Raw genomic sequence first — 24,473 nt, forward strand, 5'->3', positions numbered from 1 at the left:
CCACGATTTCTCTTAACTTTGTGTCTAGTTTATTATAACCTTTCCATTTTCTTAAAATAATTTTCTTCTTTCTGATTTGGAGTTAAACCATTGTTGGCGGAATGAGGATTATAATTGTTATAAAATTGTTCGATGTATTCAAAGCAAGAGAGTTGAACTTCTTGAATGGAGTGATAAGTTCTGCGATTAATTTCTCGTTGTTTAAGATACTTGAAAAAGACCTCAGTGACGGCATTATCATAAGGATATCCAGGCTTGGAGTAAGAAGCAAGCAATTGATGCTCATCTAATAACTTTCTAAAGGAAGCTGATTTAAATTGGCTTCCTTGATCCGAATGAAAAATAATTGGTTCCTTAGGTTTCCTCTTATTTATAGCTATTTCTAAGGTGTCACAGGCGAGCTTGGCATAAATCCTATCACTTACTTTCCACGCAATACATTTCCTTGAGTAGAGGTCAAGAATAGCACAGAGATAAACATGTCGCTTAGGTCCTATAGAGATATAAGTGAAATCTGTTGTCCAAACTTGATTTGGGGAGTTCGGGTTAAATTCTTGTTTAAGCAGATTATCAGAAGAAAATACAGGAGATTTATTTGATTTAAAACGAGGTTTGATGGTTGACATTTTAGGGAGTGTCATAGACTTGAGAAGTCTTAAGATACGGCCTTCAGAAATATTAACGCCATAATCACGCAGAAGAATGATTTTAAAAGCTCTCGTTCCAATTCTTTTCTTGGCTTTCATATAAATCTCAAGGAGTAATTTTCTCAAGCGTTGATTTTCTACTTCACGCTTCGAAGGCCTCTTGTTTATGAAGTTATAGTAGGTGGAACGATTGACATGTAAAACACGACAGAGCATAACTGTCGTGTGTTCAAATCGGAGTCTATAGATGGCTTTCAATCTTACTTGGAGTTTTGCATGAATATGGCACTCGCTTTTTTTAAGATCAGATTTTCTTCCTCTAGTTGGGCATTCCTTTTTTGTAATTCTTGAATCTGTTTAGCAGTCAACACCGTATTATCTTCAAGACGCACTTGAGAGTACTGCTTAATCCATTTTGCAAGTGCAGAAGAAGATACCCCATAATCTTTACAGAGTTCAGTTTGTGTTTTACCAGTTTGATAGAGATTAACGAGCGATTGTTTGAAATCCTCGTCGTAACGTTTAAAACCTGACATAAAAGTCCTTTCATTTTTGTGTCTTAATAGACAGATTATAACACACAATTTTCTGTCCACTTTTATAGTATAGCTCCACTAGTATTAAAAATGAAACCATTTTTAAGCAGGTTATCAGAAGGATAAGGAGAAATTATATATAAAAGTCACTTTTAAGAAAACAAAAAGACACCCTCGCTATGATAAACTTGTTTACCAAGTTATAAAATCATATGGAGAATGTATAACTATTTTATAATTTTTGTCTTGAAATATTCAAATATGGTTAACGAACAAAATATTGTATAGACAAGTTAAAGAATATAAAGAATAGAACTAAGATTACCATAACTCAGCTTCATTTGTATCCCTTGCTATTATTCCTATATTTTATACTTAATTAGAGAATTATGAGGAGCTTTGCAACAGGATCTGAAAAGTGGTATTATTATAAAAAATTTTTTGAGTATGTTAGATCTAAAAAAGTACTATATAAAGAAAAAACATAAAGCAAGGAGCAAAGGAGATTTATAATGACAGTAAGCATCGAGTTGAATGACCAAATGAAAGTTAGGCGTGAAAAGATGGAAGAGTTGCGTGAAAAGGGGATTAGTCCTTTTGGGAAAAAGTTTATACGCACGACAGATTCAGGAGAATTACATCAAAATTTCGACGCAGACAGTAAAGAAGATTTGGAAGCAAAAGCTTTAACAGCAATGATTGCTGGGCGTATGATGACCAAGCGTGGCAAAGGTAAAGTTGGCTTTGCCAACCTTCAAGACCGAGAGGGGCAAATCCAGATTTACGTGCGTAAAGATATTGTGGGTGAGGAAAATTACGATATTTTTAAAAAATCGGATTTGGGAGACATTCTAGGTGTTGAAGGCGACGTTATGAAAACTGACACTGGTGAAGTCACTGTTAAAGCTACTCGTTTAACGCATCTATCAAAAGCTTTGCGCCCACTTCCTGAAAAATGGCACGGCCTCACTGATACAGAAACTCGTTATCGTAAACGCTACTTAGATTTGATTTCTAATCATGAAAGTTTAGAACGCTTTAGGATGAGAAGCAATATTATCAGCTCAGTGAGAAAGTATTTGGATGATAGAGGATACCTCGAAGTAGAAACTCCAGTTTTGGAAAATCAAGCTGGCGGCGCTTCAGCAAAACCATTTACTACTCATCATAATGCTTTAGATATAGATATGACACTTGGAATTGCTACGGAGTTGCATTTGAAGAGGTTAATTGTTGGTGGAATGGAAAAAGTATATGAAATAGGAAGAGACTTTCGTAATGAGGGGATGGATAATACTCATAATCCTGAATTTACCATGTTAGAATGTTATGAAGCTTATTCTGATCTTAGAGATATTATGAATTTAACAGAAGGTATTTTTAAAAGTGCAGCATTATCCGTTGCTTCAAGTACAGTAGTTGAGGTAGAGTTATCAGGAAAGAAAACCTCAATAGATTTATCTAAGAATTTTAAAAGATTACATATGGTTGATGCAATAAAAGAAAAAATAGGGATCGATTTTAGAAAACAGATGACCTTTGAAGAGGCAGTAAATATTGCTGTTAATCATGGTATTGAGGTACAAAGACATTTTACAATTGGGCATATCATTAATGAATTCTTTGAAAAATTTGTTGAGGAAACTTTGATTCAACCCACGTTTATTTTTGGCCACCCAAAAGAAATAACACCTCTTGCTAAAATGAGTAAAGAAGATCCAAGGTTTACTGAGAGATTCGAATTGTTTATCGGTGGGCATGAATATGCTAATGCATATTCTGAATTGAATGATCCGATAGATCAGTTAGAAAGATTTAAAAATCAAGCAAGAGATAAAGAATTAGGTGATGAAGAAGCGACTGGTATAGATTATGATTATGTAGAGGCTTTAGAGTATGGAATGCCCCCTACTGGAGGATTAGGGATTGGGATTGACCGACTTGTTATGCTCTTAACTAATACAACAACTATTAGAGATGTGCTCCTCTTTCCCACTATGAAGCCATAAAATGGTTCTATTTCGAAGTTTAAAACAGAGTAAGTTAGTCCGAAATTTGACTATGCTTTTATACCCAATTGAACTTAGATTTCCGTCGATATTTAAAAGTCCAAGAGGTTCCAAAGCTTTGGCTTTTCGGTCTCTACGAAAATCACAGTATTATTAGAAATACAAGCTTAAGATAATCAAGTGCCAGAAATTTTGTTTTTATTTATATTTTAGTTTATATAATGATATTTCAGTTCGTGGCATTTCAATAAATAAAAAGATTTGAATGTATTAGAATAACTAAAGAATGTTCAAAACCAATTTAAGATATAGAATTATTACTGAATGTTAGTGTAGCAATATACGATAGAAACTAAAATAAAATTTAGTGTGAAAATAGTGTGCAAAATTTAAAATACATAAAACAACAAGATATTATTGAAAAATAAGGAAATTTATAAAATAAAAAGCCACTAAAGTTTAGTGACTTTTTATTTATCCTTTACTTGGTATGAATGGAATGATTGACTGTGCGAGGGCTTCAACATTTCTACTTTGAATCAGGATTTTTCCCTTACCTCGAAATTTATTAACTAACCCTTCTCCTGTCTTAAAACCAAATGTTCCGGAAGCAACTTCAATTGAATAACTCAAAGATTCAGTCCATGCTAAAACATGTTGATTATCAACTACAAAATCTTCTGTTCCATCAAGAGCTATTTCTACAATATCCCCGTAACCGCTGATTAACATCTTTCCGCTGCCCTGTGTTTTCATCACAAAAAGACCACCAGTTCCTCCAAATAATGCTCCATCTAATTTTTGACGTTCCATTATGTAATGGACACCACCCTCACTAACGAGGAATGCCCCTGTGTTAAGATTCCACTGTTCTTGACCGACAAGAATTTCCTTGATTGAACCAAGGCTAGCAGGAGCAAGCGAAATTTTACCATTTGCACCTATTGCGCTTGCCTTAGTAATAAAGAAACTTTCTCCACTTGTAATTGAACGACCAAGAGCTTTTAAAGCACCTCCAAGTCCTCCTTTTCCATTGCTGTTCATTTTTCCTTCAAGTTTAACAGCAGCGTTATGATAGACCATCGCTCCAGACTCAATTTGAATCTCTTCATTATTGTCAAGACTAATCTCCACTAGTGGTGCCATTGATGTTGAACTTAGTTGATATTCCATAAATCTTCTCCTTTTGAACTTATTCTTTAAACAATTATATCATGAGATGTCATCTGAATAAATATTAAAAATTATTCTTATTTATGAAATTATTGTACTCAAAGAAGCTATAGTAATAAAAAAGCATGTTTGGACATAACATGCTTTTTTCATTAATTATGAAATATTTATAATTTTTTCGATAGATATGAGGTGAATTTTATCTGTGGATTTTATTCTAACTTGATTATTCATAAATTCTGATACAAAACCAAAAACTTCAGTTATTTTATCCTTAGATTGATATTTAATTTTGACTTGTACTTGATTAGTAAATGACTGGTTGAGAAGATGAAGTATAATGTGATGTGATAAAGGTTGTAAGATTTTATCACTATTTTGCTCTTTAACAAATGCATTTTGGGCCTCGGTCAACTCTCCGGTCGCAAATGATCCCCATTTCATCATTCCTCTATCCTGATATGCTCGAATGACTTCATAGGAACTATAAGAACGGTCAACTGACATCTTTATCCTCCTTATTTTGACTTGCTGCATGACCTCCAATAAGTTTATTTCGATAAATCACACGTGAACCTTCGGATAAACTACTTGCTTTTTGAATGGATAGAAAATCGAATTTTTCTCTGATTTCGTCAATGGCTTTTTGAAGGGATTCCTGCTTTTCGTTGGATTGATTTTCTTCAACAGTTTCAAATAAAGAAAGTTGTTTGACCGAATTATCAGAGAGTTGATTGCCACTTATTCCTATTTGCCTTACTGCTCCACCTTGATATTTTTCACGAAATAAACGAATTGCGAGGTCTTGCAGTTCCTTTGTATTTTGTGTTGCTTCAATATTGCGTGAAATTTTAATAGAAGAGTGTTCAGAGCTTGCTGCAGCACCCACATAAAGTGAAAGATTGCCTGCCATTCTTCCTCCCTTTCTTAGCCTTATCGCTAAGTTTTCAGCCATTTCTTTAATCACAAGTTCTATTTCTTTTTGTTTATGGTAGTCACGAGGTAGAATTTGAGAATTGCTGAAGCTAGAAGATTTAGGAATATATTTTTCCCTTACATTACTTTCATCAATTCCATTTGCATGGAAAAAATGTTGGAGTCCAATTGTGCCTAATTTTTGTTTAAGGAGAAGAGGGTCAGCATTTGCAAGCTCTTTAATAGAACTGATTCCTAACTTGTTCAAACGTTTCTCAGTTCGTTTTCCAATTCCCCAGAAGTCAGTCATCTTAGGAAGAGTCCAGAGTTTACTAGGCACATCTTCATACCGTATTAATTCTCTCATATTCTGATTATGTTTGGCATAGTTATCCATGGCAAGTTTTGCAAGTAGAGGATTATCACCCATCCCTACAGTTACATAAAGCCCTAACTTATCCAAAATCTCACGTTGTAAATCTAAAGCAATCAGATTCATTTGCTCATATCGGTTTCTAATATCAGGATAGAAGAAGTTAAGAGATTCTGTGATATCTAAAAATGATTCATCAATTGAGTAAGAGTGAATTTCTTCAATTGATGTGTAATTGGTTAGAATTTCAGTAACTTTGATTTTATAATCTACATAGAGCTGCATTTGAGGCGGAACAAGCCATGTTCGTTTTGCCCAGGATTCGATGAAAGCGACATGCTGCAAAGTTGGTTCAGTCCGTTGTCCGTAAATATCCGTATGTGTTCGATACCATTGTGGGAAATTGAATTTCCTTGTTTCAATAATAAAGGGTAAATCACTGGCACGACTTATGTTTTTCATTCCAAAGACTTTTTTAAAAGTAGGACTAGAGGCAAGCGTTAAACCTTTAGTGTTATCTGCACGACTCATGACGCAAAGAGAAGTTGTCAAAGGGTTAAGATTTCGTTGAACGCACTCAATAGAAGCGTAATTTGATTTGACATCTTCAAAAAGGATAGCTCTGCGAGGTTCAAGTGAGTAGTCAAAAAAGTTATTTAATTTATGTTTATCCATCTCTCCCCTTCAGTAACATATTTAATACAAAACATCTGTTTATCTGATATTATACTCTAAAAAAAACCATTAATCAATGGATAATATCAGAAAAAATAGTAAAAAGATAAAAAACATCTCAGTTTGTTCCTTCCCCCCAAAAAAGAGATTATTTTCTGCTATAGTTAGATTTAGAGAAGGGCAAAGAAGTTCTGTATTTGATTCATTATTTAAAAAATATCTATCAAAATTTTGAATATAGTAATGGTGACTTAAATATTGAAGCAAACGACCACAAACACCAGAAGATAAAAATATTTAAGAATAATTGATGTAAGTTTTAGGAAAACTCCAATTTTTAAGAAAGATATTTAATCAGTTCAAATATGCAAATATTACTGGTCCTCTTTGTAGCAATGAATTTAAAGAAATCATAATAAAATTTAATGGGTAGAATTTAAAATAAATTAAAAAATATTGTTAAAAAAGAAAATTTATAAAATAAAAAACCACTAAAAAAATAGTGGTTTTTACTTATTTTTATATTTTTAATTATTTAATACAAAATTCATAAAATACGCAATCGTCCCATCCTTTGTTATCAAAGCTCTTGAGATTGGTTCTCCCGCGAAATACAAATTGATGTTTTTCATAAAGTTTCTGTGCAGGTGTATTTTTAAAATTAGTATCTAATCTAATAGTTACCATACTATTACTTTTGCCAAAATCTTTAATAAAGTTGATCATGGCACTTGCAATTCCTTGATTTAATTTTTTAGGATCTATAATTAAAGTATGGATTACCAATATTTGATTAGGATCAAGCTCTGGAGTGCTCCAGGTAATATTTTCATACTCTTTATCTGATTGATTATTTAGAATCACAGTCCCTGAAACAATATCATTTGAATCATAACAAACAAAGAGCTGAGATAAGTCAATTGCTTTTAGAGCTGTATCAATTGAGGGATAAATATTTTTTATCCAACTCGTTTGTTTTTCATCAATCAATGGTAAAGAATTATCATAGAATTTAGCAACTGCGGGTTTATCTTGCTCTGTAGCAAGGCGTACAAAGTATTTCATCTTACATTCTCCTATTTTAAGATTGAGAAATTATAGCATAAAAAAATAATCATAGCAAACACCAATTTTGCAATAGTCTTTAATGCGTGTATTGATATCAAATCATTAGCGGATAATTATTGGACAGGACAATGATCAAGCATTGCGAGAAGTTCAAGATATTCGAGCAAAATCTGATCAGGCTGTAAAAGATGTATAATAAATAAAAAATATTTAAATCTCTGTTTTCAAACTTTTATTTAAAGTAAGTAATTGCGAGAGAAGTAAGTCATAATTAATATTCTCGTTGCAAGAAACTAAACTGTCACCAATTTCAAGAGAGATAGAAGGTAATTCCTTTTTAACTTGTGCTCCCTTATCTGTGAGAAATAACTCAACACTTCTTTCATCTTTATCAGAACGTTTTCTTATAATGTATCCTTTTGCTTCCAATCTTTTTAGTAGAGGGCTTAATGTACCAGAATCTAAAGAGAGTTCATCGCCTAATTTATTTATTGTCATCTCGTTTTCAATTGCTAACATAGCGATAAATCCAGTATAAGTAAGCGAATATCTATTTAAATAAGAATTATATTTTTTTATAATTTCCTTTGAAGCAATGTATAATTGAAAGCATAATTCCTTACTAAGAATATTGTCTGTCATATTTTCTCCCATCATTTCATTATATCTGAATCTATATATTTGTCAAACGTGATTGTATTTAGTACAATTATATTGTAAACAATACAAAAGGGGGGTTTCAATGAAAAAAATATTTTCTACAAAAATGATAAATACTGGCGGTCGAAATGGCGAAGTCCATTCTCCAGATAAAAGTTTTAATTTAGATATTATTGCACCAGGCAGAAAGGTTGAAGGAGCGACAAATCCAGAGCAATTATTTGCTGCAGGATATAGCGCTTGTTTTAATAGTGCTTTAGACTATATTAAAAAATCAAAAAATATAGAGGGTGAATCAACTATTGAAGTTACAGTTTCTCTCTATAATTTAAGTCAAAATGAAATTCCAGATGTAGTATTAGGAGTTGATATTACAGGACATATCGAAGGAGTGAGTGCTGAAGAAACAGAAGAACTCTTGAAACTAACACATAAAACTTGCCCATATTCCCGCGCTACTCAAGGTAATATTGAAGTAACGATAAAGGCTATCTAAAAGATTTTTCTAAAATTAGTTTTCCAAGATTAAACTTTTTACTAAGTTTAGGGAGCACAAAAGTCTTATTATTTTTTGTTTTGATGATATACTGAAAATAAAAGATAACAATAGTTAATGCAGGATTTAAAATACAAAAATCAGCGAGGAGCTTATTAAAAATTTTAAAAGTAAAAAAGCCAATAACAAAAATATTGGTTTTTTTATTTTAAGAAATTCCAGAATAGGTGTTTTCATCTCGAGTGCAAGAAAAAAATAAAAAAATAGATAAAAGGACCTTATTGCTAAGAAATTATAAAGATATACATTAAATGAAGTAACCTTTCCAATCTTTGATGGTTTAATAAAACAGAGAGAAGGGTTAAAATATAAATGAAATATGATATAATTTAAGTTGTGTTTTAATTTGACCTCATTGAGTAAAAATTAGAGAAATCGAGAAAGTTTATGAAGTAATCTTTAAAGATTTTGAAGTACAGAACTTTTGATATCAATGGTATAGAAGCTAAAAAATAAAAGGAAAAGTAATGGCGCAATTATATTTCAAATATGGGACGATGAATTCAGGGAAATCAATTGAGATTTTGAAAGTGGCTTATAATTATGAGGAACAGGGTAAGCCTGTTTTATTAATGACTTCTAGTCTAGATACACGCGCAGGGGTTGGGACAGTTGCTAGTCGAATCGGGATGAAAGCTGAAGCTGTCGCAATTGATGAGGAAATGTCTGTTTTTGATTATGTGAACAGCCTGCCAGCTAAACCTTTTTGTGTGCTGATTGATGAGGCACAATTTTTAAATAAAAAACATGTCTATGATTTTGCGCGTGTTGTGGATGAACTAAATGTTCCAGTCATGGCTTTTGGTTTGAAAAATGATTTTCGTAATGAGCTTTTTGAAGGCTCAAAATATTTACTTTTGCTTGCGGACAAAATCGAAGAAATTAAAACAATTTGTTGGTATTGTAGTAAAAAGGCAACAATGGTGATTCGGACAATTGATGGAAAACCAGTTTATGAAGGTGAACAGTTGCAGATTGGTGGAAACGAAACCTATATTCCTGTTTGTCGTAAACATTATTTTAAGCCAGAAATTTAAAAAATAAGATTAGAATTTTACACGAACAGACTTTATATCAAGAGGGAGGAACTCGATGTTTTATCATTTTAAAGGAACGATTACTGGTGAGGATTATCAAAGAATTCTTGGTCAAATGACCAAGCGGATGATGCTTGTTTTTTCAGGAATTATGCTTATTTTTTTGGTTATTAATTTATTTATGAGTAAGGGGCAATGGCTTTGGCCGGTTGTTTCTGCTTTACTTGTTCTTGTTTTAGGAAATCTTTTTTTACATTGGCAATTGAAAAGTCGTTTTTTGAAAAATTTTAAGCCACAAGAACTTGATATGTATGTGACAGAGGAACAAATTAAAGCTCAAATGAATGTACGTAATGTCGAAATTTTTTCAGATCGTGTGCACTTTTTTCAAGGTAGAAATCAAGTGATGATTTTTAAAAAAGACATGCTGCAAGATGTGACACAATGGGATTCGTTTGTCAATATGGCCAAAAATTTACCATTACAAACTAAAAAATAATTAAAGGAAATAGAGAAATGTTTGATCAGTTAGAATCAATAGTTGGAAGATATGAAGAATTGGGTGAGTTATTGTCTGACCCTGAGGTGGTTTCGGATACAAAGCGTTTTATGGAATTATCGCGTGAAGAAGCAGATTTACGTGATAAAGTAGCGACTTATAATGAATACAAAAAAGTTCTTGAAACAATTTCTGATAGTGAAGAAATGCTTGGCGAAGGTGGACTTGATGATGATATGAAAGAAATGCTCAAAGAAGAACTTTCATCAGCAAAATCACAAAAAGAGCTTTTGGAAGAAGAAATCAAAATTTTGCTTTTGCCAAAAGACCCAAATGATGGAAAAAATATTATTTTAGAAATTCGTGGAGCTGCTGGTGGTGATGAAGCTGCACTTTTTGCTGGTGATTTGTTGAATATGTACCAACATTTTTCTGAATCACAAGGTTGGAAGTTTGAAATTATGGAAGCAAACATCACCGGAATTGGTGGATATAAAGAGGTTTCAGTTTTAATTTCTGGTCCATCTGTTTATTCAAAATTGAAATATGAATCTGGTGCTCACCGAGTACAACGTGTTCCTGTAACCGAAACACAAGGGCGTGTCCATACATCAACGGCTACTGTTCTTGTTATGCCTGAGGTTGAAGAATTTGAGATGACAATCGACCAAAAAGATTTACGTGTGGATATTTACCATGCCTCTGGTGCTGGTGGACAGAATGTCAATAAGGTTGCTACTGCGGTACGTATGGTCCATTTACCAACTGGGATTAAAGTGGAAATGCAAGAAGAACGGACGCAACAAAAAAATCGGGATAAAGCTATTAAATTGTTGAATACAAAAGTCTTTGATTACTATCAACAAATTGAATTGGATAAGCAAAATGCAGAACGTAAATCAACTGTCGGAACTGGGGATCGTTCTGAGCGGATTAGAACTTACAATTTCCCACAAAACCGTGTGACTGATCACCGGATTGGCTTAACTTTACAAAAGTTGGATAGTATTTTATCTGGGAAAATGGATGAAGTGATTGATGCTTTGATTGTCTATGACCAAACTAAAAAATTAGAAGAATTAAATAAATAATGGATTTTGAATTTGAAGATTTTGTTATTCGAGAAGTGGGACATGAAAATAGGAAAATGCAAACTTCGAAAAAGGTGAATAATGTTTCAACAGATGTGACTATTTTTAAGGTCAAAGGCTTTGATTTATCTTTTGATTTACTTTATTGTAGGGGGGGAAATGGAGATGTTTGGGTAGTTGCTGAAAAGATGGAGTCTCTTTCTAAGCATTTGCACCGAGCGCAAAGAACTCGGATGTCAATTGAAAATTATAAAGAAAAGCAATATTGTCGACTTTGGCAAGAAGTAAAAAAAGATGAAGACTGGAGTCGGACCAAGAAAAGTTTACCTTTGTCTGAATTGGGAAAATATAGTAAAAATCCTTTACGTCAATCTTTCTCAGAACTTGGAGCAAAACTTGGAACTTTAGAAGAGTTGGTTTCCGAAACAAATCAAAATCGAAAGCAGTATGCTTTGCTTTTTCCAGCTCAAGAAGTAAAAATCCCTTTATGTGCTTATCTTTTAACTCGAATTTCACCTCTTATTTAGTAGAGAATCTTGTAAAATAATGATTATTTATAAAAATTATTAGTAGTGAGGAACTTATTTTGATGAATGATGAAACAATCATGAATCCAACGATTGAAAAAATGTTGCTCCACGCATCAGTTCGTGATTTTAAAGAGAAGCCTTTGTCAGCTGATGTCAAGGAGTTGTTGCTAAAAGCTGCACAGTCTGGAGCTTCATCTAATTTTCTACAAGCTTATTCAATCATTGAGATAGCGGATAATGATTTACGTCGTGAACTGGCTAGGATATCAGGTTCAGATGATTATGTGAATCAAACAGGTGTTTTTTATATATTTGTGGCTGACTGGTATCGACAAGCTCAGATTTTACAGACGGAAAATAAGGACGTGAAGGCTCTCCAGAATATGGAAGCATTGACGGTTGCCATTGTTGATACTACAATTGCTGCACAGAATATGGCGATAGCTGCAGAATCTATGGGGCTTGGAATCTGTTATATTGGTGGGATTCGTAATGATATTGCTAAAGTGGCAGAGTTACTGAATTTACCAGAATTGACTGTTCCACTTTTTGGTCTTACAATTGGGATGCCAAAAACACGAAATGAAGTTAAACCACGTTTACCAAGAGCAAATATTTTGTCAGTTAATGCTTATAATCGTGTGACAGTGAGTGATTTACAGGCTTATAATGAACAAACTTCAGATTACTATGCCAATCGGAGTCATCATCAAAAGTCTACTGATTGGACGCAGGAAATGAGCAATTTTCTGACAAAGCCACGGCGTGAGGATGTTGCCAAATTTTTGAAAAAGCAAGGATTTACATTAAACTGAAAGGTTGATTAAGCCTGATTTTATTGGGCTTTTTTGCTATACTTGGAAGAGTAATTTAAAAAGATATTAGAAAAATAATTAATATTGGAAAGTAGAAAAAGAAAAATGCTTTGGATTGAAGCTGTGCGAACTTTGTCAGCAGATTTAGAAGACCCTTTTGAGTTGGAATTTGTCTGGCGAAATTTACATGAACTTGATAAATTATCTTGGTTGAATTTGATGCGAGAAAAAATTACTGACCAAGAATTAAAATTACTGACAGAAGTGTCAGAACGTCTTCATCAAAATGAGCCTCCACAATATATAGTGGGTTGGGCAGAATTCCGTGATTTGAAATTGAAGGTCGATAAGCGTGTTTTAATTCCTCGTCCTGAAACTGAAGAATTAGTGGAAATGATTTTGGCTGAAAATGAGAATGATTCCCTCAAAATTTTAGATATTGGAACAGGGTCAGGAGCGATTGCCATTTCTCTAGCTCAAGCGCGTGAAAATTGGACAGTAAAAGCTTCTGATATTTCTAAAGAGGCACTAACTTTAGCAGCTGAAAATGCTGAAATAAATCAGGCTAATTTGGAATTCGTTCAATCAGATGTACTAGATAAAATTACTGACAGCTTTGATATTATCGTTTCTAATCCGCCATATATTGCTTTTGATGAAACTTACGAAATGGATAATTCTGTCATTAAATATGAACCTGATTTAGCGCTTTTTGCGGAAAATCAGGGATTAGCAATTTATCAAAAAATTGCTGACCAAGCGGTCAATCATCTGACCGATAATGGAAAAATTTATTTGGAAATCGGCTATAAGCAAGGGCAAGCTGTGCAAGCTATTTTTCAAGAAAAATTTACTGACAAGCTTGTTAGTATTCATCAGGATATATTTGGAAAAGATCGAATGATTAGTGTCAAGTGATAAAAGCTACTGTTGCAATATTTAAGGAGAAAAATGAATTCTTTAATTTTTGAACAAGTATTTCAGCAAAAAGAAGATTTTTTACCAATATTATTATTAGCTGATGATGGACCACATTTAGAAAATTATCTGGAAAATGGAGATTTATTTACTCTGTCTTTAAAAAATGGCAAGACCGTTGCCTGTGCTGTAGTCATAAAAAAACAAAAAAATACTTTTGAAATTGAGAATTTCGCGGTAGAAACTAGTTTTCAAGGACAAGGATTCGGTCAGCAAATGATGAAACAACTCATCACATATTTGAAAGAAAATTTAGCAGCTGATGAGCTAATTCTTGGAACAGATGATGTTTCAAACAATGTAGCTTTCTATGAAAAATGCGGCTTCACAATTACTCATAAAATTTCCAATTATTTTCTTGATAATTATGATCATCCTATTTTTGAAGGAAAAGTTCAGTTAAAAGATAAAATATATTTAAGAAAGAAGTTAAAATGAAAGTTGAAAATGATTTACGAACAATGTCCTCTTTTTTGCAAGTGCAATTAAAAGATATCAAAACTTTGGTTGAGTCAAACAAGATAGACCAAGCTAAAGAAAATTTGAAGTTTGTGCAAGGGGGACTCAATAATTTTGCTAACGAACTTGAAAAAGTCGAAGGTGGATTTTATGGTATTATTGGCTTTCTTTTTCGTCGTCCCTACAAAGTACCAGATGATTTGAAAAATATTAGAGAAAATCTTTTTATTGAAGCAAAAACATTACAAAAAGAACTAGACAAGCAGTCAGAAAAAGAGAATAATAATAAAAACCGCTTATCAGCTAGAGCTATCAAAGCACTAAAATCTGGTCAGTTAGCTATTTTACCGACAGAAACAGTTTACGGTCTCTTTGCAGATGCGATGAATGAAGAAGCAGTCCAAAAACTCTATTCAGTCAAAGGACGTCCAACAGAAAAAGCTTTAAATATGAATATTTCAAGCTTTGAAGATATTTTAAAATATTCAATCAATCAACCAGTTTATCTTCAAAAAATTGTGGAAGCCTTTCTTCCTGGCCCTTTAACTATTATTTTAGAGGCATCTAAAGATGTTCCTGAATGGATTCATATTGGAAAAAGTACTGTTGGTTTTAGAATGCCAAATATTGCAGTAACTCAAAAAATTATCAAAGAGGTCGGTGTTTTGGTCGGACCTTCTGCCAATTTAAGTGGTTCTAAAAGTCCAAGTTTCTTTGCCGATTTAAGTCCTGAAATTTTAGAAAATGCCGCAGTCGCTGTTCAAGATGATAGCATCTATGGACTAGATACAACAATCATCGATTTGACGCAAGAAAAACCAAAATTACTGCGTCAAGGGGCTGTTACTAAAGAAGAATTACTTAAAAAAGTTCCTGAACTTGGTCAAATTGAATAAAATAAGCTGAAAAAAGTAATCTAAAAATTTCCGAACATTCTTTGGCAATGATGAGATTTACAAGCCAACTTATTTCAAAAAAGAGCCTTTAGCCGATATAATAGTTTTAGAGTTGAAAGTTTGCTTGCGAAAGTAAACTAAAATTAACTGATTAAGTTTATAGCGCCAATGACTATAAAATTCTACTTATATTTTTTAAAATATCCCAAAAGACATACAAGGAGAACCAATGATTTTTGATAAAGAAGATTTTGAAAGTTTTGACCCAGAATTGTGGGCAGCCATTCATGCTGAGGAAATTCGTCAGCAACAAAATATTGAATTAATTGCTTCAGAAAATATTGTTTCAAAAGCAGTTATGGCAGCACAAGGTTCTGTTTTGACAAATAAATATGCCGAAGGTTATCCTGGGAAACGTTATTATGGCGGAACAGAAGCGGTTGATGTTGTAGAAAATTTGGCTATTGAACGAGCAAAAGAACTTTTTGGTGCAAAATTTGCCAATGTTCAACCTCATTCAGGTTCTCAAGCCAATGCGGCAGCTTATATGGCATTAATTCAACCTGGAGACACAGTCTTAGGAATGGATTTAAATGCTGGCGGTCACTTGACTCATGGAGCTTCAGTCAATTTTTCAGGAAAAACTTATCATTTTGTTCCTTATGGAGTTAATTCTGAAACTGAGCTTTTAGATTATGATGAAATTTTAAAAATTGCTAAAGAAGTTCAACCTAAACTGATTGTTGCTGGCGCTTCTGCCTATTCACGCCTGATTGATTTTGCTAAGTTCCGTGAAATCGCTGATAGTGTTGGAGCAAAATTAATGGTTGATATGGCACATATTGCTGGATTGGTAGCGACTGGTGCGCATCCTAATCCACTTCCTTATGCTGATGTCGTTACAACAACAACTCATAAGACACTCCGTGGACCACGTGGTGGAATGATTTTGACTAATGATGAAGCTTTGGCCAAGAAAATTAACTCTGCAATCTTCCCTGGAACTCAAGGTGGGCCTTTAGAACATGTCATTGCAGCAAAAGCAGTAGCTTTTAAAGAAGCACTTGATCCAGAATTCACAACCTATATTGAACAAGTCATTAAAAATACGCAAGCAATGGCTGAGGAATTTGCTAAAGTGGAAGGCTTACGATTGATAGCTGGTGGTTCAGATAATCATTTGCTTAATCTTAAAGTTTTAGACTTAGGAATTAATGGGAAAGAAGCTCAAGATTTATTGGATAGTGTTCACATCACACTCAATAAAGAAGCAATTCCTGATGAAACATTATCACCATTTAAAACTTCAGGGGTGCGAATTGGAGCAGCAGCGATTACTTCAAGAGGATTTAAAGAAGTTGAAGCGAAAAAAGTTGCACAATTGGTCTCAGAAGCTTTGGTTAATCACGATAATCAAGAAAAACTTGCGGAAGTTAGGAAAGCAGCTTTAGAACTGACTCGTCAATTTCCCTTATAATATCAAAAAATTAGACAAAGAAAATTTGTCTAATTTTTTAATGTTAAGCTAAATTTAAAAGAGAAGTGTTATAATAGAACTTATATAAAAAATGACTGCAAAAAATAATGATATGTGCTAGTAAAGAATAAGAGCAGTCAGAAAATTTAGGTAAGTGAAATGTTTAAAAAATTAATTGGATTAATAGTACTGATACTTCTTGTATTCAGTGGTTTTTATGTTTACCGTATGCATGAAAATGTGAAACACGTAATGTCTTATGAGGCAGAGGTCAAAAAAAGCCTTAAAGCACAAGGATTGAGTGGTGATACAAAGTTGGCTTTGGCAATTATTTATACAGAAACTAAAGGAAAACAAGTTGATATTATGCAATCAAGTGAAAGCTTGAATGGCACAACAAATACTTTCTCAACAGAACAAGAAAGTATTAAACAAGGTATTTCTAATTTGTCAAAAGTTTTAGAATACGCTTCACAAAAAAAGGTCGACGCTTGGGCAGGAGTTCAGGCTTATAACTATGGGAAAGCCTATGTTGATTACATAGCTGCCCATGGTGGAAAGAATACTATCGCTCTTTCTAAGGATTATTCTCGTGATGTCGTTGCGCCAAGTTTAGGAAATACAACGGGTGAAACTTATTATCATTTGACTCTGGATTCATTGATTTATAATAAAGGAAAACTCTACTCTAATGGTGGGAATATTTTCTATGCCAAAGAGGTTGAATGGAACATGCTCTTACTTGATTTATTAAATTGGTAAATTACTGTTAAGATAGAAAAACACAGTTGAATGTGCTTTATTGTCGAACAGTATTTTTTTATATTTGAATTATCAGAAAATTATACTATAATAGTGATTAATAAATAATTTGAGGAAGTGAAATCGATGATTTATAATTTTGGCGCAGGACCCAGTGTACTTCCAAAGGAAGTCTTGAAGAAGGTTCAAGAAGAACTGTTAGACTTTGAAAAAAGTGGTATGTCAGTGATGGAAATTTCGCATCGCTCCAAGGCTTTCCAAAAAGTAATTGATGAGGCTGAGAACGATTTGCGTGATTTGATGTCGATTCCTCAAAACTATAAAATTTTGTTTTTACAAGGGGGAGCTTCCAGTCAATTTTCAATGGTTCCAATGAATTTGGCAATTGGCAAAAAGGCTTATTACAATATTTCGGGCGCCTTTGGTGAAAAGGCTTATGATGAAGCGGTGAAATTGAGTCATTTCCTTGATTTAATACCGATTAGTTTGGGCTCAACTAAAAAAGATAATTATAATCATCTATTGAAAATTGATAAATCTAAAATTGATGAAAAAAATGGGGCCTATCTCCATTTGACAACGAATAATACGATTGAAGGAACAAGTATTTTTCCTGAAAATTTGCCTGAGTTTGCAAGCCTTCCTTTGGTTGCTGATATGAGTTCAAATATTTTGGCGGTTGATTATGATGTGAGTAAATTTGGCTTAATTTACGCTGGAGCTCAGAAAAATTTAGGTATTGCTGGTTTAACCATTGTCATTATTCGTGAAGACTTATTGAATGAAGCTGAAAGCCTCTCATCAATGATGGATTATCAGATTTTGGTTGAAAATGGCTCGATGTACAATACCCCGCCGACTTTTGCTATTTATGTGGCCGGGCTGGTTTTCAAATGGGTAAAAGCGCAAGGTGGCGTAAAAAAACTCGAAGAAATGAATCAGAGAAAAGCTCAATTGTTGTATGATTTAATTGATCAATCTGACTTTTATCAGAACCCAATCAAAAATAAAGATGAGCGGTCGATTTGCAATGTTGTTTTTACAAGTCCAAGCCAAGAATTGGATGAGCTATTCACCCAAAAAGCTGAAGAAAAAGGTTTCAAATCACTCAAAGGTCATCGTTCCGTGGGAGGAATGAGAGCAAGTATTTACAACGCTTTTCCTTTAGAGGGGGTTGTTGAATTAGTGAAATTTATGAAAGAATTTGAAGAGGGATATAAATGACTTATCATATCAAAACAATTGGAAATAATATCGACCAAATTGCATTAGATGAAATTGGCGAAGGCTTTCTTGTTAATCAAGTGTCAGAAGCTGAATCTGACGCATTTATTTGTCGGGCTCAGCCTTTCCACGATTATGAATTTTCCAAAGCGCTTTTGGCGATTGGACGTGCTGGTGCTGGTTTTAATAATATTCCGATAGAAAAGTGTGCTAGTAAAGGGATTGTAGTCTTTAATGCGCCTGGTGGGAATGCCAATGCGGTTAAAGAATTAGTTTTGTCAATGATGATTTTTGGAACGCGTAATTTAAAACCAGCAAACAAATGGTTGACTGGTCAAAAAGGCGATGATAATACCATTGATGGGGCGGTTGAACATGGGAAAAAGGCGTTTTCTGGTTCTGAAATTTCAGGAAAAACTTTAGGGGTAATTGGCCTTGGGAATATTGGTTCAAAAGTTGCCAATGATGCACAGCGTTTAGGAATGAAAGTTATTGGTTATGACCCTTATCTTTCAATTGAGCACGCTTGGAACTTGTCACATCATGTTAAAAGAGTGAATGATTTGGCTGAGATTTTTGAGAAGGCAGATTATATCACGGTTCATACGCCAGCGACGGATGAAACGACGAAAATGCTCAATTGGAAAAATTTATCTAAGTGTAAAAAGGGAGTGATTTTGCTCAATTATGCACGAGATGAGATTACGGATAAAGAAGCAGTGCTTAAAGCGATTGATGAGGGAATTGTCCGCTTTTTTGGAACGGATTTTGGTTCTGAAAAATTTTATCATCATCCACAAGTTTTTTTAACTCCTCATTTAGGTGGTTCAACGGCGGAAGCCAGTTTAAATTGCACAAGAATGGCTCTGGATTCTGTTCAAACTTATTTGAAAACTGGCGAAATTATTAATTCAGTCAATTTTCCACGTGTTTTGCAAGAGTTGAATACGCCTTATCGTGTGACCTTAATCAATAAAAATGTGCCTAATGTTGTGGCTCAAATTTCACTTGCGGTGGCAGCAGAAAATATTAATATTGCTAATATTGTTAATCGTGGTCAAGGAGATTATGCCTATACTTTACTTGATTTGGATGAAAAAGATGAAGGAAAGTTGGCGGCTTTAGTTTCACGTTTTGAGGCTGCTGATAATATTATTCGTGTTCGCTTAATTGAAAATCAGAGTATAGTTTAAAAAACGAATGGAAAAGGAAGAAAATGGCTGCAAAAGGATTACTTGTGATGGATGTGGATAGCACATTGATTGAAGAAGAGGTCATTGATCTCTTAGGGGGAAAAGCGGGTATGGGTGATAAGATTTCAGAAATTACGGCTGCCGCCATGTCTGGCGAAATTGATTTTAAGGAATCTTTGAGAGAAAGGGTGGCTTTGCTTTCTGGTTTGCCCACAACTATTTTTGACGATGTTTACAAAGAAATTCATTTAACTAAGGGTGCAACGGGATTAATTGAAACTTTGCATGCGAAAGGCTGGAAAGTTGGCCTTGTTTCTGGTGGTTTTCATGAAATAGTGGATAAAATCGCAAGAGATTTAAAAATAGATTATGTTTTTGCTAATCGTTTGTCTGTGGAAAATGGCCATTTGACTGGAAAAACTCATGGGACAGTTGTGGATAAAGATTTCAAAGTTGATAGGCTCAAACAATGGGCAAATGAAAATAAGTTGAATTTATCTGAGGTTATTGCTGTAGGTGATGGCGCAAATGATATTCCAATGCTAAATACAGCTGGTATTGGGATTGCCTTTTGTGCAAAACCTGCGGTCAAAGCTGCTGTTTCCTATCATATTGATAAGCGAAATTTACTGACCGTTTTGGAATTTGTGGATAAACTTGCTGATAAAGAATAAAATGTAAATGTAAAAAATTACTGACGGAATTTCCGTCAGTAATTTTTCTTATCTGCCGCTTCAATGCTCGTTTCAGTCGCATTGAACTGACAAGCTTTTTGTTAGTATTTTTTAATTTCTAATATTTGATATTGAAGTCTGTGAAATCAGGAAAATTTGCAGGGATTGATTTGACATCAGTGACTTTAGCAAAGGGTGAAAGACGTCCTTTACTTGATTTTTCCCCACAAACAATGGCAGTGAATTCTTCTAATTTTTTTTCGTCCTCTGTTTGCGCGAGAATTTCAACTGTACCGTCATCATTATTCCAAACACGCCCTAAAATGCCCAGTTCACGCGCACTTATGATAACAAAATAACGAAATCCGACGCCCTGAACGCGCCCAGAAACAATCATTTTTACTTTGAACATCTTAAGACCTCCTAGCTTTATGTTGTTGAAATGATAATAATTGAAACGTTTTCTTTTATTATAACATAAGCACCAGAAAGATTGACAAAAATCTGATAAAAGTTTCACTGCTTATGCTTTGCTGTCCAAACCAAAGGGATCTATGTTTTTCATAAGTCACAATCACTCAGTGGGAAATTATCCTTTTTAGATGAAAGAACTAGCATATCTGTAAGCCAGTAAAGTGGCGACAGCTATCTTACACTTCATTTGATTATCAATGCAATGGGATACTGGCAATGTAAAACTTTGTTTCGCCTTACTGGCTATGATATAATTGGAGAATGGAAATCATCAGTTCAAAAGATAATAAAAAAATTAAAGAAGCAAGAAAATTGCTGACAAAAAAATACCGCAAAAATTCATATCTCATCGAAGGATTTCATTTGTTGGAGGAAGCGCTGAAAGCTGGTCGTTCAATAAAGCAAATTTTTGTTGAAGAAAATAAACTGACTAAACTGACAGAAATGATTGGGTCTGAAAAATCACTGACAGACTTATCTGTAAATCTGGTCAGTAAAGAAGTGTTGAAATCTTTAGCTGACAGCGAAAGTCCACAAGGACTGATTGCTGAAGTGACAAAAATTGAAGAAGTCATTGATTTTTCAGCAGCAAAATTTTTACTTTTAGAAAACGTACAAGACCCAGGAAATGTAGGGACAATGATTAGAACAGCTGATGCGGCTGGATTTTCGGCTGTTATATTACTTGGCGAAACCGCAGATATTTACAGTCCAAAGGTCATGCGGTCTATGCAAGGCTCAAATTTTCATTTGCCTCTTGTACGAATGGCTAAAGAAGATTGTTTTGCTCAACTTAAAAAAGCAGGCATTTCAATATTGACGACCACGCTGTCAGCAAATTCTGTGTCTTATAAAATAATCAATGAACCACGTTTTGCATTGATTATGGGAAATGAAGGGGCTGGAGTTTCTGACGAAGCCATTAAAGCTGCTGACAAACTCGTTCATATTGACATGCCAGGACAAGCAGAATCTTTAAATGTGGCTGTAGCAGCTGGAATTTTGATGTTTTCATTATAAAATTACTGACAGAAACTCCTAGCATATTCGTAAGCGCTCAAGCGCTAACGACTATCCTATGACAGAAATTTTCTCGGTGCTGTCAGTAAAAATGGAGGTGGATATGAAGATTTACACTGCAAAAATGGACCGCCCAATGGGTTATGTTCATCATGGAACAACTTATCCAATAAATTACGGATACATTGAAGGAATAATTGCAGGAGACGGCGAAGAACAAGATGTTTATATTTTGTCAAATTTGCCCGAAAACCAAAAAGCCCTTCAGACATTCACTGGAAAACTTATTGCTATTGTCCACAGAAAAGATGATGTTGAGGACAAATGGGTACTGACCAGTCCAACTGAAAATTTCACAAAATCAGAAATTGAAAAAGCAGTTCATTTTCAAGAGCAATATTTTGACAGTGAGATTGAAATGGTCAAATAAATAAAAAATTACTGACAGACATCAAAAAAGTTACTGACGGAAATTCCATCAGTTCAATGCGACCAACGTGAGCATGGAATCGGTGGATAAGAAAAGCTACTGACGAGATTTTCGTCAATAGCTTTTTCATTCCCATTTTCTTTTTGTCAGTAGATTTTACGGATTTAATCTTAGCTCAATCAGTTAAAGTGAGCCGCCAAAGTTTCCGCAAAGGCTTCGAGATGAGCTTCGTCTTCATCTTCAGGAGACAAGTCAACACGAACAAGTTCAGCTCCTTTTGTTGCGCCAGTTTTTTCAAATTGCGCTTCAAACATATCGACACAGATACAGAAGTCATCATAGAAAGTATCACCTGATCCGAAACAACCGTAAATTTTACCAGATAAATCAACCTCAGCTAATTCTTCATAAAAATCGACAATTTCGTCAGGTAATTCACCGTCACCGTAAGTGTAAGTTCCAACGATACAAAGATCAGCATCAGATATCTCATCGGCATCAACAGAAGAACATTCGTCAAGTTCTACTTCAAAACCTAATTCTTCAAGTTTATCAGCGACAATATCGGCACAAGCTTCAGTATTTCCTGTCATACTTGCATATACAATTTTTGCTAATGGCATTTTTTCACTCTCCTATAAGATGCAAGGAGCCATACAATTTAGCGCTCCAAGCTCAGTTAATTGATTAAAGTTCATCTATCTATTATTGAGATAATTCAATTCAATTATATCAAAAAACAAGTGAAATCAAAGCTAAAAACTACGAATTTTATTTGTTGACCTTCTTTTGTGAAAGGAACATGGCTGGAATAGCAATCACAATTAAAACAATCGAAGAGACAAGAAAGCCAAGTTGATAACCATTAAGCGTGACCGCTTTTTCAACAGAAGTTTTTGCTCTTGCAATGACAGTCGGTGTTAAATTGGTGTGCATCGCCGCTAATTGATGTAGTTTAGTTGTCATCTGTCCAGCAATTTCAGACGTCACAACCGCCGTCACAACTGCCGAGATGACGGCTGAACCAAAAGATGAACCAACGTTTTGAATGATTCTTTGTCCTACTGATGCACCAGGGATATCTTGTTTGTCTAAACCAATGAAAATATCAGTCATCATTGGCATTTGCAAACCACCAATTCCCATTCCACGAACAAATAAAACCAATCCCAACCAAATCAAATTTGTATTTTCGTGAACAAAAATGAAAGGAATTGTTCCAAGAAGGGAAATAGCCAGGGAAACAAGTACTACAGGACGAGCTCCCATACGGTCAATCATCTTCCCAATCAATGGTCGTGTCACCATCATACCAATCCCTTGAGGAATCAACATTAGACCTGCTTCAACGGCTGTAAAGCCTTTTGTATTTTGAAAGAAAAGTGGCAGTAAAAGCATAGGTCCATTAGAAGCAATTCCAGCTAAAAAGATTCCAATATTCGCTGCAGTGAAGTTTTTAGATTTGAAAAATCTGAGCGGAAGAACAGTATTATTTTTGCGAATGCGATTATAAATTCCGTAAATAACAAACAAGGCTAAGCCAATGATGACAAAAGTAATCATTTGACTATTGAAAAAATTTTTAGCATTAGTTGAATCCTTCATCATTCCGTAAATTAATCCCACAGAACCGCCAGCCAAAAGGAGTGTTCCAAACCAATCTAGTTTAGCTTTAGGGTTGAAAGGTTTGAAAGAACTTAGATAAAAATGATTAAGGAGGACTGCAATAATTACTACCGGAATATTAACATAGAAAATCCAGTGCCAATTTGCTCCAGATACAATTGCACCACCAAGTACTGGCCCGATAATTGGTCCAAGAATAATAGGAGTTGAGACAACAGCCATCAATTGACCAAGTTTATCTGGAGGCGTAATTTGCATTAGCAGGGTTGTCATCAGTAAAGTGATAAAACCAGCTGAAAATCCTTGAACAGCTCGGAAAATGATAAAACTATCAATATTCCAAGCAATTCCAGATAAAAAGCTAAAAAGTCCAAAACTAAGGAGTGACCACTGCATTACTTTTTTTCCATCAATGTGATTGACAACATAACCACAGACAGGGACGGCTACAGCAAGTGCAAGAACGTAGCCTGTAATTGCCCACTGAATCATGTCTAGTGAAGTATGTAAGTCACTTTGAAGTTTGTTGATTGCGATATTGACCATGGTTGAATCAAGCATTGGAGCAATAGCACCAATGACTAAAATCCAAGCATTTCGCGTCAATTCTTTTGGCAATTTTTCTTTTTCATTCTTTTTTGATTTTGCCATGTTAATCCTTTCTTTCGTCTGAGCG

The 24,473-nt window shown here is 34.2% G+C and carries 26 protein-coding genes and 1 pseudogene; 17 read left to right on the forward strand and 10 right to left on the reverse strand.

All coding sequences use genetic code 11. The annotated features are described in order from the left end of the window. Positions 1-34 precede the first annotated feature (34 nt). Positions 35-1,183, reverse strand: a pseudogene (locus tag MKX45_RS04160) (IS3 family transposase); the annotation flags it as partial. Between the two features lie 512 nt (positions 1,184-1,695). On the opposite strand from MKX45_RS04160, the gene lysS reads away from it, so the two are divergent. Then, positions 1,696-3,192, forward strand: a complete 1,497-nt coding sequence (gene lysS, locus MKX45_RS04165) for a lysine--tRNA ligase (RefSeq protein ID WP_340816828.1) — start codon at positions 1,696-1,698, stop codon at positions 3,190-3,192. Between the two features lie 474 nt (positions 3,193-3,666). Here the strand turns inward: lysS and MKX45_RS04170 are convergent, their stop codons facing one another. The 5 genes from MKX45_RS04170 to MKX45_RS04190 form a co-directional block, all read right to left on the reverse strand. Next, the gene (locus MKX45_RS04170) at positions 3,667-4,365 is read right to left on the reverse strand and encodes a TIGR00266 family protein (protein ID WP_025017231.1); all 699 of its coding nucleotides are present in this window, start codon (positions 4,363-4,365) and stop codon (positions 3,667-3,669) included. Positions 4,366-4,521: 156 nt separating this feature from the next. Then, positions 4,522-4,902: a hypothetical protein gene (locus MKX45_RS04175; protein WP_195918708.1), complete on the reverse strand. Its 381-nt coding sequence runs from the start codon at positions 4,900-4,902 to the stop codon at positions 4,522-4,524. After that, positions 4,862-6,328 (reverse strand): Y-family DNA polymerase, encoded by a 1,467-nt coding sequence (locus MKX45_RS04180; RefSeq protein WP_340816829.1) that lies wholly within the window; start codon positions 6,326-6,328, stop codon positions 4,862-4,864. The genes MKX45_RS04175 and MKX45_RS04180 overlap by 41 nt, the downstream gene beginning before the upstream one ends. Positions 6,329-6,859: 531 nt before the next feature. Next, positions 6,860-7,393, reverse strand: coding sequence for a GNAT family N-acetyltransferase (locus tag MKX45_RS04185; protein WP_017864188.1), 534 nt, complete (start codon positions 7,391-7,393; stop codon positions 6,860-6,862). A gap of 213 nt (positions 7,394-7,606) precedes the next feature. Continuing rightward, the gene (locus MKX45_RS04190; RefSeq protein WP_025016870.1) at positions 7,607-8,038 is read right to left on the reverse strand and encodes a MarR family winged helix-turn-helix transcriptional regulator; all 432 of its coding nucleotides are present in this window, start codon (positions 8,036-8,038) and stop codon (positions 7,607-7,609) included. Between the two features lie 100 nt (positions 8,039-8,138). Between MKX45_RS04190 and MKX45_RS04195 the strand changes: the two genes are divergently transcribed. The 14 genes from MKX45_RS04195 (at position 8,139) to serB (ending at position 20,247) form a co-directional block, all read left to right on the forward strand. After that, positions 8,139-8,552 (forward strand): Ohr family peroxiredoxin, encoded by a 414-nt coding sequence (locus tag MKX45_RS04195; protein WP_017864190.1) that lies wholly within the window; start codon positions 8,139-8,141, stop codon positions 8,550-8,552. A 527-nt stretch (positions 8,553-9,079) separates the two neighbouring features. Then, positions 9,080-9,649, forward strand: coding sequence for a thymidine kinase (locus tag MKX45_RS04200; protein ID WP_023189527.1), 570 nt, complete (start codon positions 9,080-9,082; stop codon positions 9,647-9,649). A gap of 55 nt (positions 9,650-9,704) precedes the next feature. Further along, positions 9,705-10,148, forward strand: coding sequence for a hypothetical protein (locus tag MKX45_RS04205; protein WP_025016869.1), 444 nt, complete (start codon positions 9,705-9,707; stop codon positions 10,146-10,148). Between the two features lie 17 nt (positions 10,149-10,165). Then, positions 10,166-11,239, forward strand: coding sequence for a peptide chain release factor 1 (prfA, locus tag MKX45_RS04210; RefSeq protein WP_340816830.1), 1,074 nt, complete (start codon positions 10,166-10,168; stop codon positions 11,237-11,239). Next, complete coding sequence (locus MKX45_RS04215; RefSeq protein WP_033899673.1) at positions 11,239-11,766, forward strand: hypothetical protein; 528 nt, start codon at positions 11,239-11,241, stop codon at positions 11,764-11,766. The genes prfA and MKX45_RS04215 overlap by 1 nt, the downstream gene beginning before the upstream one ends. 62 nt (positions 11,767-11,828) lie before the next feature. Continuing rightward, positions 11,829-12,584 carry an oxygen-insensitive NADPH nitroreductase gene (gene nfsA, locus MKX45_RS04220; protein WP_195918710.1) on the forward strand — a complete coding sequence of 252 codons (756 nt, stop codon included), beginning with the start codon at positions 11,829-11,831 and terminating at the stop codon, positions 12,582-12,584. A gap of 105 nt (positions 12,585-12,689) precedes the next feature. Then, positions 12,690-13,502 (forward strand): peptide chain release factor N(5)-glutamine methyltransferase, encoded by an 813-nt coding sequence (prmC, locus tag MKX45_RS04225; protein ID WP_023189531.1) that lies wholly within the window; start codon positions 12,690-12,692, stop codon positions 13,500-13,502. Between the two features lie 33 nt (positions 13,503-13,535). After that, entirely contained in the window at positions 13,536-14,000 is a 465-nt protein-coding gene (locus MKX45_RS04230; RefSeq protein ID WP_012897311.1) for a GNAT family N-acetyltransferase, read from the forward strand. Positions 14,001-14,332: 332 nt separating this feature from the next. Further along, the gene (locus MKX45_RS04235) at positions 14,333-14,917 is read left to right on the forward strand and encodes an L-threonylcarbamoyladenylate synthase (RefSeq protein ID WP_026138870.1); all 585 of its coding nucleotides are present in this window, start codon (positions 14,333-14,335) and stop codon (positions 14,915-14,917) included. Positions 14,918-15,146: 229 nt separating this feature from the next. Continuing rightward, on the forward strand, positions 15,147-16,394 hold the full coding sequence (gene glyA / locus MKX45_RS04240) for a serine hydroxymethyltransferase (protein WP_021723141.1): 1,248 nt from the start codon (positions 15,147-15,149) through the stop codon (positions 16,392-16,394). 159 nt (positions 16,395-16,553) lie between these two features. After that, complete coding sequence (locus MKX45_RS04245; RefSeq protein ID WP_021723140.1) at positions 16,554-17,156, forward strand: lysozyme family protein; 603 nt, start codon at positions 16,554-16,556, stop codon at positions 17,154-17,156. Between the two features lie 126 nt (positions 17,157-17,282). Next, complete coding sequence (gene serC / locus MKX45_RS04250; protein ID WP_023189532.1) at positions 17,283-18,380, forward strand: phosphoserine transaminase; 1,098 nt, start codon at positions 17,283-17,285, stop codon at positions 18,378-18,380. Then, the gene (locus tag MKX45_RS04255; RefSeq protein WP_039114743.1) at positions 18,377-19,573 is read left to right on the forward strand and encodes a phosphoglycerate dehydrogenase; all 1,197 of its coding nucleotides are present in this window, start codon (positions 18,377-18,379) and stop codon (positions 19,571-19,573) included. Before serC ends, MKX45_RS04255 begins: the two co-directional genes overlap by 4 nt. Before the next feature lie 23 nt (positions 19,574-19,596). Beyond that, positions 19,597-20,247 carry a phosphoserine phosphatase SerB gene (gene serB / locus MKX45_RS04260; RefSeq protein ID WP_023189534.1) on the forward strand — a complete coding sequence of 217 codons (651 nt, stop codon included), beginning with the start codon at positions 19,597-19,599 and terminating at the stop codon, positions 20,245-20,247. A gap of 118 nt (positions 20,248-20,365) precedes the next feature. Here serB and MKX45_RS04265 read toward each other — a convergent pair whose 3' ends face one another. After that, on the reverse strand, positions 20,366-20,659 hold the full coding sequence (locus MKX45_RS04265; protein WP_340816831.1) for an acylphosphatase: 294 nt from the start codon (positions 20,657-20,659) through the stop codon (positions 20,366-20,368). A gap of 323 nt (positions 20,660-20,982) precedes the next feature. Here MKX45_RS04265 and MKX45_RS04270 point away from each other — a divergent pair, with 323 nt between their 5' ends. Together MKX45_RS04270 and MKX45_RS04275 are read left to right on the forward strand one after the other, a co-directional pair. Further along, positions 20,983-21,741, forward strand: a complete 759-nt coding sequence (locus tag MKX45_RS04270) for a TrmH family RNA methyltransferase (RefSeq protein ID WP_023189536.1) — start codon at positions 20,983-20,985, stop codon at positions 21,739-21,741. Between the two features lie 58 nt (positions 21,742-21,799). Then, positions 21,800-22,171 carry an inorganic diphosphatase gene (locus MKX45_RS04275; RefSeq protein ID WP_023189537.1) on the forward strand — a complete coding sequence of 124 codons (372 nt, stop codon included), beginning with the start codon at positions 21,800-21,802 and terminating at the stop codon, positions 22,169-22,171. On the opposite strand, the gene MKX45_RS04280 is transcribed toward MKX45_RS04275, so the two are convergent. The 3 genes from MKX45_RS04280 to MKX45_RS04290 all read right to left on the reverse strand — a co-directional run bounded on the left by MKX45_RS04280 (position 22,164) and on the right by MKX45_RS04290 (position 24,448). Beyond that, positions 22,164-22,301 carry a hypothetical protein gene (locus tag MKX45_RS04280; RefSeq protein WP_023189538.1) on the reverse strand — a complete coding sequence of 46 codons (138 nt, stop codon included), beginning with the start codon at positions 22,299-22,301 and terminating at the stop codon, positions 22,164-22,166. The two genes, MKX45_RS04275 and MKX45_RS04280, sit on opposite strands and share 8 nt — an antisense overlap. 49 nt (positions 22,302-22,350) lie before the next feature. Continuing rightward, positions 22,351-22,794 (reverse strand): flavodoxin, encoded by a 444-nt coding sequence (locus tag MKX45_RS04285; protein ID WP_340816832.1) that lies wholly within the window; start codon positions 22,792-22,794, stop codon positions 22,351-22,353. A gap of 148 nt (positions 22,795-22,942) precedes the next feature. Continuing rightward, entirely contained in the window at positions 22,943-24,448 is a 1,506-nt protein-coding gene (locus MKX45_RS04290; protein WP_195918712.1) for an MDR family MFS transporter, read from the reverse strand. Positions 24,449-24,473 lie beyond the last annotated feature (25 nt).

Origin of the sequence: Lactococcus sp. FSL W8-0209, from assembly GCF_038006585.1 — a bacterium.
GTDB lineage: Bacteria > Bacillota > Bacilli > Lactobacillales > Streptococcaceae > Lactococcus > Lactococcus lactis.